Below are 12,984 nucleotides of genomic sequence, written 5' to 3'. Positions count from 1 at the left end.
CATCATCATAACATAAAAATATAAATCAACTAATTAACTCATTGTAAAAATCGTCATCGCAAATAATTTCAGCCAAAAAACCGTTATTTACAAAGACCTCTAACACACTCTTCGACAACTTCCTTTGATATTCTAAATCTGTTTCATTAATAGGAAATACTGATATTTCATATTGATAAAACATCCATCCATCCGCATCATGGATCTTGTCATCATCATGCTCAAAATTATTATCTAAAACTAACATATTCTTATTTTCAAAAAAGGAAAAAGCGGTATTTCTTATAAAAGCAGGAAATATATTTTCCATCATATCAGCCGTTTCCAGAAAATTTAATCCTGTATTGGCTGCAATAGCAAACCTCATGTCTATTTCGCGTTTTTTTTCATGAAAGCATTTATATGTGAGTCAATATTCATTCATTGTAGGGGAGAGCTATCTTACTTCAATAATTCTCGTTTAATTAACGTACCTTTATCGATAGCAAGATAGTCTTTATGTACACCATGATGAACTTCCACATAGTCATGTACCGTTACAGAATTGATTATTCCACAAAGATAGTTCCAGGAAGTCTGTTTTTTATTATCAAAGAATATCACTCCCCATTCGCATGGAATGATATACCGATAAAAAGGAAGTGTAATGATATCGTAAAAAATGCCACCAAGCCGGGATATCTCACATCGAACCGGATCTGTGAAAACAATCAATCCATCGTCTTTTTTTCCCTGTGAAGCGTTACAATCTGGGCACCGCATTTCTTCTGGCTCATAATTAGAATAACAATTCTGGCAAGAAATATATTTCATGCAACCTCTGTTTTATTGAGCAAAATGATGAGTTCTTTTTCGGTGGTTATTTACAAATAGGGTGACACAGACTTTTTAACAGTTAATGGGGATTTTAATTCATTAAGGAAACACATAGGATCTTCACGTGATAAAAAATACATATAAAAATCATACCCAAAATGAAACTCTAGAGAATCACTTACTAATTTACACCACACCTTTTCCCTCAATATGTTCCTAACAACCTCACTAATTAAGCCAACGTTAACCATTTGGTCGTTTGAATAATCAACATCACCATTTATTTCAACATTCTTTAGTTTACATTCGTTAACCGAAAAAAACGAACACGCTTTTATTACAAAATCAACATATTGGTTTTCCACTTCATCATAATCATTAATGTCAACCTTATCACCGACGTCAAAAAAACTGGTCCATTCACCAGGAGATGAACAAACATCATCACTCCCATCAATATTTTTATACTTAGTCACTCTGTAAGAATATTTCATAACGCATCTTCTACCTCATTCAGATTAGCGTCATATGTTCCGGACCTACTCTTTCTATTTCCATTGTGAATTTAATTTCTCAATTAAATTTAACGACAATTTAATTTCCGTACCATAATCAGGAGTACCATTTATACTCATCATATCCCTTAAAAATTTCAGGCATGAGTTTGCCATGAAGATCATAAACTCATATTTATCTACCATAAGCCCAGAATCACCAACTTTCAAAAAAATATTATCTTTTACGTTCTTCATCGTCACTTTGATCGGTTGATCGGGAAAATAGAACTCAACATCATTTCCATTATTCAAATCAAGTAAAGCGTTTAATATATAAATCCATAACTGATCTATATAATCCCACATTGATATATTTATAATTTCAACATAGTTGATAGTGAGCGATATTGCCCCATCAATATATTCAGAGCGTTTTACCTTCCCTTTAAACTCACTGACACTAACGAAGCCATCGCCAACGTTAATAAAACTCTCTACATTCATCATAGTCACTTTATTCCGGATAAAACCACCCAATGCATCCGCTATAAAGGATGATTTAAGATCGTTTTTGGCTATTTTATTTTAATGCCATTCCTTTTAATTCATTCATAACCACCGAAATAACGGGCTATCTTTTAGATATTCTTTCAACAATTCATTATCGATGACTTTCTTCTTAAACACAGGGGATAAGATTTCTTCCAAAATCTCAAAATCCTCTTGGCACCCCGTGTTATCTAAAAGCAGTTTAAATGCTTCCTCAACCAATAACTGCTCACCACAAGTGTGTGCATCACAAATAAAACAAACAATCTCTGACTTTATTTTCTTATTCTCAAGATATTCGTCTTCATCAGAAAGGTAGTTATTAGCATACGATGCATTTAACCTCTCTGATAAATTGATAAAACGTAAATTTAAATTATTTTTCATTCTGCCAATTTATATAATCAAAAAATATTACCGAGACCATTCCCAACCAAATTATGACATCATGGGGATTTATAGTTCAATAAAAGCATCATGCTCAAAATAGAAGATGAAGCATGTAAATAAAGACGTATCTGAAATATCATTCAACTGGCATTTAGCGTTATTAACGATACCTTGTATTGATTGAATTCCCATGACATATCTATATCCCGCATTTTTAACCACGTCAGGATCTTCATCTGGATCATCGGAATCTACATCGTCAGGATCTTCTATCATCACCAATGAGTCCAAGCTCCACGCAGGAACATCCTTGGGAAGATATAAAGCCAAATGCCAATCAATATTTTCGGCATCCTTTAATACCGCCCTTAAATTTTTCTGCACCATTTCATCGTCCTCTCCCAATGATACATTCCTTCACCGCCTTTCTGAATGCTCGGCAATACCACCACCCTCGGTGGCCCAAAAATTAGACATGGCTACCGCACGCCCTAGGTTACCTCGGAACGGCACGTCGCTATCCTGATTAAATAAAATACCTGAGTTATTGTCTATCATATCGCAAAAAACCCGGGACGAACCCGGGTTAGAGGCAGAACGGTTAGGCTTCGACAACCTGGAATTGGCATCGTCTTGGTGAATGTCCTGCTCCGATATGAATAATCTACTATCAGGGATTACTCCGTTTTACCCGACGACCAATGCATCGCCAGTCTCTGCCCAGCTTTAATTTCATCCGGCTGCATTGCCGCTTCCAGATCGTTACGCGCATGAATAGCTTCACTCATCCCCTCCGTCGCGGCCATAGCATACCAGGCGTAGGCATGAATACGATTGCGGGATGCCCCCAGCCCATCCTGACGCATCATGCCCATACGGTACTGAGCCATGCGGTTGCCGTCATTCGCGGCCAGGCGGTACTGCTTCATCGCCTCAACATAGTCCTCTTTCCCACCTTGTCCCAGCCGCAACATCTCACCGTAGGCCAGTCGGGATTCGGTGTCTCCTGCCGATGCCGCTTTAGCATATTCTTCACGCGCACGCGCGAATTCATTCGCTTTAAATAACTGTTCACCCAGGTCGCGTTGCGCCCGGGTATAGCCCGCAGAGGAAGCCTGTACTAAATATTGATCGCGTTTTTCATGGCTTGTCTGTTTCTGGCTGAGCAAATAATCGGCCTCGCCCGACCCTCCGGTTGCGGCACGTTCCAGCCAATAACGCGCCTTCTGTTCATCCCAAGGTAAGCGCTTACCTTCACGGTATGCCTTACCCAGCCAGAGCTGTGCTTCAGCATCGCCTGATGACGCAGATTTTTGATACCAGTTCAACGCATTCTCGCCGTCTTCATGTCGGGCCATCCACAATTGCGCCTGTGCCTGTCCCAGCGTTGCTGCGCGGAAGTACCAACGCTCAGCCAGATCGCGACGGATAACGACACCGTTGCCCTGTTCATAGCGCTGCGCCAGTTGGTACTGTGCATCCCGATTACCGAGTTCGGAAGCTTTCAGCAACCACGATACCGCATCTTTTTCTCCCCCTACATGCGTCGCATGCCACTGGGCAACAATCAGTTGCGCAGGAGGATAGCCATTCGCCGCAGAGGACTCAAACGCACTCAGGCAGGCCGCCACCAATTTTCCCTGATGCTGAACCTGACAGTCCATGCCAAGCCGATGCCCCGCTTCGCCATTTCCCAGACGCGAAGAGGTTGTCCACCACTGGCGGGCAAAAGGGCTGTTCTTTGGCGCACCTAACCCGGCCTGATACCAATCGCCAACCTGAAGTGCGGCGGCAGCCCGCATTTCTGCATTACCGGGGAGTTCAGACAGGCCAGATGCCTTCTGCATCCACTGCATCGCCTCGGTGTACTGCGCGCGCGCCGCTAGCGTCTTCGCCAGATGATACTGCGCCTCACCATTCCCTCGGTTCGCTGACGCCACGAGTTCCGACTCAGGCAGCGACGTGACGGGTGCCTGGCAAGACGCCAGCCAACAGGCCGACAGGACTAGCAATAATTTTTTGTATTTCATCATGTGCTCAGCGTTTTTCCCTTCACGATAATTAGCTGGCAGAATTACCCTGCTGCAAACGGTACAAACGAATATTGAAGGAGCGCAGTTCGTCCTCCATCGCACGCAACTCCGCGGGCGTCAGCGATTGGCTCTTGGTTTTACGCACTTCAAGTTCGCGCAGCCGGATCCCGAAAGGAACATCTGACATCAGGTCTTTTTGCATATCATAGAGTTTTGATTTCAGGTAGGAAATCGTCACCGTCCGGCGCTGACGCTCCAGTTCCAGCAGTTGCTGCAAGGTCTCGTTGACTCTGGCGCGCGCCTGTTCATAACCCAGCGTTTTCGGCTCATCGCCCTGTTGACGTTCAAGCGCAATCTGCCATTGGCGCTCCATTTCCTTCACCGCCAGCGAATCGGGATAGAGTTGCTGCATCACATTTTTCAACCCATTACCATATTGATAGAGGTAGAACGGTGACGCATTTTTTACCTGCTCCAACTGTGCCTGATAGCGGTTGATCAGCTCACCTTCCATGCCCTGCAATTTCTGCTCGCCCAGAACAATACGCACCCGACGAATGTCATTATGGTCGGGGGCAGTGGGCAATGCATACGCGGGTTGTTGCAGTAGCGCCAACGCATCGGCTTTTTGCTCCTGCCAATACTGCCATCCCGTAATGGCCGCAACCGGTAAGGCACAGGTCAACAGCCCAGAAACAAACCAGAACCAGGCTGGCTTCTGTTTTTTATGCGCCTCAATTTTCAATACCGTCGGCTTCATTTGCCCTTTCTCCCGTCCGATGAGAATGCTGCCCGCAGGCAGTGCAGCCTGGCCTGAACCCGATGAACCTCCGCTCTGTACCGTCGCCCCCGGCTCCATGTCTGAATGAAAGAACACCATAGGGGGAATCTGCATATCCTGCTTTTTCAATTCCTGATCGTCCGACACAATGACAATTTCCGTTTCATCAAACAGATGCGTATAACCTTCGACGAAGTGCAGCAGATTCTCGACGCGAGGAATACGGCTTAACCCCGTGTTGTGCAGCTTTTCACTCATCAGTTGCAGCGCACGTTCGCAACGATAAACCAGTCGCTTGTGCTCATGGCTGATGGCGTACTGCCGCACGACTTCGCTGATGCGGGCAATAAACCAGTCCAGCATCTCGATACGCGCCCGTTCCTGATGCACTGGTGGCCAGAAGTTATCCCACTGCGTCACGATCAGGTTCGCCAAAAATTCACAGCTTTCCGTGAAGCCCGTCAAGCCAGCCAGTCGTGAACGCGCTAGGGTAAAGTAGATCGCGGTCTGAAGATCCACGCCCTGCTTTTCAAAGATAGTTGTGGCCATATCGTGCACCAGCATCCAATCCACATCAGGGCGAGACGCATGACTCAGTTTGTTAATTTCCGCCCGAAGTGCGTCAAACTCCGGCAGCATCCGTGGATCTCGGCCAACTTTCAGGGCCTGTTGTGCATCTTGCATATCACATCATCCAGCAATAGGGAGCCTGAGCGAGTAATGTTGATCGTTTTAAGGGTGAGATACCGGGGCGACCACGGTGTGAGGCATCCCTACGGGAACCTCATCACCGTGTTTCCTCCCAAAATCCATGCTTACGTGACCAGCATTAGCCTAAGCCAGCTCCCGAGAGTTAAGTTAATAAAGCGAGTCAGACAACGTGAATTGGCTGAACAGACCACCAGCAAACGGGTTATGGCTGGCGTCGGTATACACGCGATACGTCATCGCCCCATTCTCCAGCGAGAAACGCACGTCAAAGGTGTTTTCATTAACCTTCGTCAGTTGATCGCTATTGATTAACCGGAACATGGCCCACGGCCCGTTAAAGCTCAGGCTACGCGGCGAGCGCTCACGATCGTCCGGCACCAGTGTTAACTTGCTTTCAGCCCCGTCGCGCATACTGTTTGGCCACACCAGCGGCGTTTTCTGGCGACGGCCGTGGCTGTATTCCAGTAGCTGTCCATCCAGATTCAGCACGCTGCGGCGCTTGTTCGCCGTCAGTTCCAGCGGTTCCAGAACGAAATGCACTTCCAGGCTACCCTGCGCATTAAACAGGGTCTGGCGGATACGATTAGCGCGTTCAAGCTGTTTCATCAGCTCGGCCTGCATGGGCGACGCCATACCTTCTTCCAGCATGCCGCTTTCCATCATCGCTTTGAGGTTGGTTTGATAGAAGCTGTCCAGCGTCCCGCCCGTCATGAAGAACATTTCCATTTCCGATAGCGGCACATCTTTATCGGATGACGGATCGAAGGGGTAACGATTCGCCAGCTTCTCGTTGAATGGCGTCACGACTTTATCCAGCCACTCCTGGTTCAGCGATGACATCGCGAGCCCTGTCACCAGACTGGCGCTCTCTCCGGCTAATTGTCCTACCCAGCGGTCCAGCGGCGCGGGAAGGCTGCGAGCATATTGCTGTAAGGCAAATACCGGATCGGCAAATTTATTTCCCTGCCGCGCCTGCATCGCCTTCAATGCCGCCTGCCCCGGATCGGTCGCGTTAACGATCTGGTCGAGATAGTGATAGAGATCGGTCAGTTTCTGATTAACCTCTTGCACCAACGGCCCCTGCTCACCGCGTCCACTCAGTGCCGCATTGATGGTCATAAACGGACGACCGATGCGCGTATTGATGTTCTGCGCCGTGTCGTTATCATCATCGGCCAGCTTACGGATGCGGGTGTTATCACTGACCGTCGTCAGCACGCGCTGGAAGGGCTGATCGTTACCGGTAATGTCCGTGAGAATATCGAGCGCCTGTTCTGGCGTATCGAGCGCCTGCACATCAATGTTCGCTAACACTTTCTGCCACTGGTTGATGTAATCCGTAATGTAGCGGTCATTCACCTGACGCAGAATTTCCCGCCGATCGGCCTCGCTGAACTGTGCACGTTCACGCTGCCCCAGAACCCAGGCATCCAATGCCGTCAGCTCTAGCAGCGCTTTGTCCTGCTTGAGGTAATAATCACTGAAACCGGGATAGGTTAGCAGTCGTGGCACACTCCCCGCCTTGTCGTTACGCAGGGAAAATACTGGATCAAACGTCGGCCCGACTTCATCACGGATCGCTAAATCTGGCGGCAGCACTTGGGTCGCCTTCATGACCAGACTCTGATAAACGCGCTGATACATCGGCAGTTTGCTGAGTTCCTGCTGAGCCAGCGTAATCGGCCCATTAAACGGTGCAAAAGTGCTAATCGCTACCGCATCTTTTTGCTCACGGGACTGATGCCAGTTGGTATGATCAAGGGCATAATCCAAATGTTGCATCAGTTCTTCCTGCACCTGACCTTGAGCAGGAAATGCCTTTTGCCAGCGCTGCGCCATAAACTGTTCAACCAGCGCTTTATTGCGCCCAGAAGCATCGTCCAGCATCCGCATTACGCGCAGAATAGTCAGTTTTTGCTCGCTATTAGCAGGCGCCTGACTCAAATCTTCCAGCAACCCCTGCATCACCGCCGGTAAAAAGCGCTGATTCAGCATTTGTAGATAGGTGCCTTCGACATAAGGCCCAATCTTATCGCCCTGATACAGACCCAGATCGGCCAGCAGCGGCGTGCGTTCGTGATAGTTACCAAAGGATAATGTCGCATCGCGAATCAAATTCAGACGCGGCAACTGCTGATAGCCATAGCCCGGCTGACCTTCCAGTTCATTGGTGCCGATAAACGCCTGCGCTTTCGTCAGTACGTTACGCCCGGCTTCTTCATTGACCCGATAGAAATGGTGCCAACTGCCCACCAGCGCCAAACCAGCGAGCAGCATGCAGCCCACGCCAATACTCAACCGACGCCGACGATAGAGGCTATGCAGTCGGTTTTCTCCGGCCAAGCTGGCTTCAGGGAAAATGACGTCAGGGAAGAGACGCTGGACAAAGAACGTATTCGATTCACCGCGCAGCGCAGGGTTAATCGGCTCTGGCAGTTGATAACGTCGGGAGGCCGACTGTGCAAAAGCATCGAACGGCACCCCTTGTTGATAAACAGAGCTGACGTAGACGCCACGGATCAGGAACGCACGATCTTCACCTATCGCTAACGTTTCCGTCAGCACTTCCATTACATAGTCTTTCACCCCGGCCAACTGGCGGACAAACGAGAACAGCGAATTGCGCACGCTTCTGTCCGATTGGGTCAACAGCATATCCGGTAGATTGTCATTCAGATGCGTGACCCATTCATCCCAAAAGCGCTCCAGCTCTTCTAACCAGCCTTTGCTGTTGCTCGCCTGCGGGGTAAACGTCACCCCTAATACCGCCTGACGCGCATCGCGGTTCAACTGGCGATAGACTTTGTCGAAACCGCTCAGCATATCCAGCCGAGTCAGTGCGATATACACCGGTAAACGCGTATTGATATTGACCGAAATTTCCTGCAAACGGGCGCGCATGACTTGCGCGTAGGCTTTGCGATCCGCGACGCCAGCCTGTGCCAGCCAGGAGATATCCAACGTAAGAACCAGACCGTTGAGCGGCTGGCGGCGGCGATTTTCACTGAGCCACTGTAGTAGGTGCTGCCACAGCCGAGCATGACGCTGCCCGAGCGCGTCGCCTTCCAATTCAGGCTGTGCGAGTAGCTGCCCGCTAGGATCCCAGATAACGGCAGACTCCCCGACCCAACTGCTCACCTGCTGGCCCGCTGCCACATCCCGCAGCTCTGCATCCAACTTCGGATTCATTTTGTTTGCCGGGTTGGCACGGTGGATCAGGCTACTTTTACCACTGCCAGCCAAACCAATCGTCAGATACCACGGCATCGCATACAGCGCTTTTTTACCCAACTGGGTCAGAAACGCGTCCAGCCAGCGATCGAGAAACGTCTGCTGGCCGTCGACATACACCTGTAGGGGATCCTGCTCGATCACCTGCTGTTCATGACGCTCTGACCGCATCAGTTGCACACGCCGCCAGACCAGCCAGGCACTATAGGAGAACGCCAGCCACAGCCAGACCAGCGTGAACACCACACGGCCCCAGATTCCCTGTAACGGGCGCGACTCGCCTACCGTCAAACGCGGCCCCAGCCACCAGGCCAGAACCAACACCACGACCCACAGTAGCGCCCCTAAAAGCAGCCAAGAGGGTTTCAGTTTAGGCAACTGCTTGCGTAGAAAGGTTATAATTATTTTAAACATAAGTGACCATTCACTCCGAATGTCTTATTTTTTGCGGGATGCCGCCAACCGCTCCACGCGGCTGACCATTCCCGGTTCCCATTGCATCAGGCCCAATTGCTGGCTTTCCTGCCACATGTGCTGATAGTGCTGTGCTGCCAGTGATTTCATTCCTTCTTCAGCGAGTAAATCCGCCAGTACCAACTCGGCATAAAAACGGTCGCGAGGCTCTTTCAGGCGACGCATGCGCTCATCCAATAACAACATCGCCGCCCCAATACCTTTCTCATCCCGACAGGCAGCCGCCTCCGTCGCCAGATCGTCCTGCCGCGCGCCGCCACCGCCGCGCACCGGCTGGCTGGACTGCAACCACTGGTTACACTTCCCTGTCAAAAATGGTGCGCCATCGCTGAATGCCAGCTCACGCAGCTCCGGCAAACGCTGAATAAATGCAGAAAGCTCTTCAGCAATGGCTGTCGCAACAGGAGCATGCCCCAACCGCGATGCCACCGAGGCCGACAACATATGCCCATCAAACCAATAAGGAGCCAGCACCAGGCTTTGTTCTATACGTTCCCACAGTGCCAAATCAGCCTGTGCCAGCGCACTTTGGTATTCATCCACACGATCTGCAGAGACGGGTGCCAATTGGGTTTTATTCCCCTTGGCCGACATCGGCGGAGTCGCAATGCCGGACCAGATAGCATGACGTCGCAGGCGGTAGCCGATCGGTGAACTGGGATGACGCTCAACCAGCAGCGTCGCAACATTCAACTGGGTTTGCCGCCATCCACGCTCGTCGGATGAATTAATCTCCACGGAACTCACCGGTGGCGTAGAAGCTGTACTGGCGCTGGTGTCACTCCCCCCTGCGGCACCGCTGTTGCTCGCTGCCGGGGTCGAATTGGCCGTTTGGTTCGCCTTTTCTTGTGCCTGCTGCCGCTGTCTGGCACGTTTAAAGCCCTGCACCAACTCATCCAACAGCGAGGCTTTGTCGCTGACCAGTTCGCCCCAGCGGGTCGCCACCTGCTCGGTTAACTGCTGTAATTGCTCTAACTCTGCACTGGAGGCGCTCTCTGCAATGCGCGGGAGCGCGCCCTCAAAACGCCGAATAATCTGGATCATCAACTTTTGTTTTTGAACCGGGCTGGCAGGCCAGGCGGTAACCCAGTAACCCTCCAGCCAACTGTCCAGCAACATCAGCGCGGTAGAAAACGGTGTCGCTTTAGCCGGGTGCTGTAAGCAGCGCAATAGCTGCACCAATACCCGCATGTCTTTGGTCTTGCTTTCCAGCAACGTCAGGCAATAGCCCGCCACCACGTTAAGATCGACCTGGTTGTGCGCCAGCGATCCCAGTTTGACCAGCTCCGTTTCTACCTTTTCCCAAAGCGGATCGTCAGCCAATACTGCGGCGCGCAACTTCTCATCCGGCAACGAAGTTTGCAGGCGTTTACACCAGGGATGTGCATGCATGATTGCCTCCTTTACCAGTGACACTGCTGACGCAGCGGCGCTAACGCTTCACCCAGCCCAGCGAGTTCAATACGCAGCGCGTGACCGTCCGCGCCGTTAAGCACCAGTTCGCGATGCCCAATCCAACGCTTTAGCGCATCAATCGCCACCAGACCGCGACCGGACTCCAGCAGCAGCCCGCGGTTGCGGATAAACCAACTGTCGGAAACCGTCACGCCATCAAGCTGCGACGTGACAGACTCCCCCGCCCAAGGTTGGCTCAGTGTTAAGCGCAAGTGCGTGATATTGCTGGCACAGCTAATCACTAGCGTATTACCATCGGCCAGCACGCGGGTTAGCGTCATATCACCGCTATCTACTTCACGTCCCAGTTGAAATGCCCCGCCAGCGGCCGTTTTATCATCCTGTGGGGATAGGGTGCCGGTGCGTTCAGCTTCCCGACCCAGAGCGTCATAGCACGCCAGCCGGATCTCTGAAGCCGTCTCATTACGGCACTGTTCCCATAACGACTGCCAGGCAGGGTCGGGCGTCGCGGCGGTTGCCAACAGTAAGGGTGCCATCGTCAGAAACATCAATTTACCTCCAGCTTCTGGCATTTGTGGTCAAGAGTACGTTTAGGGATATTGAGGCTATCGGCTACCAGCAGGCGGTTGCCCTGAAACTGGCGCAGACGTGCTTCAATCACAGCCGCTTCATACCGTTGTGTGGCGATGCGTAAATCGTGAATGTGCTGATAACAATCCTGTTCCTCAGCCGAACTGCTCATCAGCCGTTCACGCAGTTCGGGGGGCAACGATGTCAGAGACAGCACATCGCCGTCCGGCGTATTCGCGCAGACGACCTCCAGCAGGTTGCGCAGTTCCCGTACATTGCCGGGAAAGTCATATCCCATTAATTGGCGAAGGAAAGTACGGCTTAACGGCCCAACGTGCTTTTGTCGTTCGTCCGCAAATTGATCGATAAAGTGCTCGCACAGCAGGCGAATATCGTCCGGCCGCTCACGCAGCGGCGCGAGCTGCAATAGACACTGGCAGAGGCGATGATAGAGATCCTGCCGAAACACCCCGTCAGACACCTGTTGTTCCAGCGGCTGATGCGTCGCGGCAATCAAACGGAAGTCAGAATGAACCTCTTTATCCGCACCAAGGGAACGGAAGCTATGCGTCTCCAATACCCTTAACAGCTTGGCCTGCATGGACTGTGGCATATCGCCGACCTCATCCAAAAACAGGGTTCCACCATTAGCCTGTTCTACCAGACCGACCTTGTTGCTTTGCGCGCCGGAGAACGCCCCTTTTTGATAGCCAAACAGTTCGCTTTCAATCAGGTTTTCGGGGATTGCGGCACAGTTGATGGCAATAAAGGGCTTGTCGGCACGTTCAGAACACTGATGCAGTAACCGCGCCACCACCTCTTTCCCTGAACCGGTTTCGCCCTGAATCAGCACCGAAAGACGGTGTTTTGCCGCCTGATAAATCTGCTGATGTAATGCTTTCATCACGGCAGACTGACCCACCAGCGTGGTTTCCACCCGTCTTTCCTGCTCGCGACGGCTCTGCCCTTCATCCTTAATCTGGCGGAGCGAATCTCTCAGCGCGACCTGTTCCCGCCGGGTATATGCCAGCTCACGCAGCAGCATCAGTTGTCGACAAAACACCTGCGTCAGTTGTTCGCATTCTCCCTGCTGATGCAGCGTTTGCAGGCGAGCTGGCGTATCCAACAGCGCCAGCACGGCCAGCGGCTTACCGCCATCCGACAGCAGCGGCAGCGCGTGAAGCCCACAACTCGCCCCGACAGAGATCAGCATCTGCCGAAATTCACGGTGCTCAATGCGGGCACCGCCATAGAGAGAGTCCCAGGTGCGCGCCTGATTCTTATGCAGCGCATAAGCCAGCGGATGGCTAAAGTCATCCACCCCCAGACTCAGCGCCACTGGCGTTTCATGCACCCGACCCTGGCAGATCAGTTGCCTGCCGCTGACATCCACCATACCCAGTAGCATCCCTTGCGGTTGCCAGGCGGCCTGCATTGCCTCCAGCAGCCAGCCGCACAGACTGGCTTCATCATGCTGTTGGGTGAGTGCAAGCGCCAGTTTGAGGGCATGTTGCAT

At 50.9% G+C, this 12,984-nt stretch carries 12 protein-coding genes; all 12 read right to left on the bottom strand.

All coding sequences use genetic code 11. The annotated features are described in order from the left end of the window. Positions 1-25: 25 nt before the first annotated feature. The 12 genes from A7983_RS23465 to A7983_RS12780 all read right to left on the bottom strand — a co-directional run bounded on the left by A7983_RS23465 (position 26) and on the right by A7983_RS12780 (position 12,984). On the bottom strand, positions 26-367 hold the full coding sequence (locus tag A7983_RS23465) for a hypothetical protein (protein ID WP_051983885.1): 342 nt from the start codon (positions 365-367) through the stop codon (positions 26-28). 74 nt (positions 368-441) lie between these two features. After that, complete coding sequence (locus A7983_RS23460; protein ID WP_005972099.1) at positions 442-813, bottom strand: hypothetical protein; 372 nt, start codon at positions 811-813, stop codon at positions 442-444. A 50-nt stretch (positions 814-863) separates the two neighbouring features. Next, the gene (locus A7983_RS12825) at positions 864-1,310 is read right to left on the bottom strand and encodes a hypothetical protein (RefSeq protein WP_005972097.1); all 447 of its coding nucleotides are present in this window, start codon (positions 1,308-1,310) and stop codon (positions 864-866) included. Positions 1,311-1,364: 54 nt separating this feature from the next. Then, positions 1,365-1,820: a hypothetical protein gene (locus A7983_RS12820; protein WP_005972094.1), complete on the bottom strand. Its 456-nt coding sequence runs from the start codon at positions 1,818-1,820 to the stop codon at positions 1,365-1,367. 102 nt (positions 1,821-1,922) lie between these two features. After that, a complete protein-coding gene (locus tag A7983_RS12815) occupies positions 1,923-2,249 on the bottom strand; it encodes a hypothetical protein (protein ID WP_005972092.1) in 327 nt (108 codons plus the stop codon). A 69-nt stretch (positions 2,250-2,318) separates the two neighbouring features. Next, positions 2,319-2,657, bottom strand: a complete 339-nt coding sequence (locus tag A7983_RS12810; protein ID WP_235778039.1) for a DUF7716 domain-containing protein — start codon at positions 2,655-2,657, stop codon at positions 2,319-2,321. Positions 2,658-2,929: 272 nt separating this feature from the next. Next, positions 2,930-4,285 carry a tetratricopeptide repeat protein gene (locus A7983_RS12805; RefSeq protein WP_039477970.1) on the bottom strand — a complete coding sequence of 452 codons (1,356 nt, stop codon included), beginning with the start codon at positions 4,283-4,285 and terminating at the stop codon, positions 2,930-2,932. A gap of 28 nt (positions 4,286-4,313) precedes the next feature. Continuing rightward, the gene (locus A7983_RS12800) at positions 4,314-5,750 is read right to left on the bottom strand and encodes a VasL domain-containing protein (RefSeq protein WP_005972084.1); all 1,437 of its coding nucleotides are present in this window, start codon (positions 5,748-5,750) and stop codon (positions 4,314-4,316) included. A gap of 174 nt (positions 5,751-5,924) precedes the next feature. Continuing rightward, positions 5,925-9,422, bottom strand: coding sequence for a type VI secretion system membrane subunit TssM (gene tssM / locus A7983_RS12795; RefSeq protein WP_005972082.1), 3,498 nt, complete (start codon positions 9,420-9,422; stop codon positions 5,925-5,927). A gap of 24 nt (positions 9,423-9,446) precedes the next feature. After that, positions 9,447-10,874, bottom strand: a complete 1,428-nt coding sequence (tssA, locus tag A7983_RS12790; protein WP_005972080.1) for a type VI secretion system protein TssA — start codon at positions 10,872-10,874, stop codon at positions 9,447-9,449. Positions 10,875-10,885: 11 nt separating this feature from the next. Beyond that, entirely contained in the window at positions 10,886-11,446 is a 561-nt protein-coding gene (gene vasI, locus A7983_RS12785) for a type VI secretion system-associated protein VasI (protein ID WP_005972077.1), read from the bottom strand. After that, complete coding sequence (locus A7983_RS12780) at positions 11,446-12,984, bottom strand: sigma-54 interaction domain-containing protein (RefSeq protein WP_005972074.1); 1,539 nt, start codon at positions 12,982-12,984, stop codon at positions 11,446-11,448. Before A7983_RS12780 ends, vasI begins: the two co-directional genes overlap by 1 nt.

It is taken from the genome of Pectobacterium wasabiae CFBP 3304 (assembly GCF_001742185.1).
In the GTDB taxonomy this organism is placed as follows: domain Bacteria; phylum Pseudomonadota; class Gammaproteobacteria; order Enterobacterales; family Enterobacteriaceae; genus Pectobacterium; species Pectobacterium wasabiae.
This window is presented reverse-complemented; position numbering and strand designations above follow the sequence as displayed.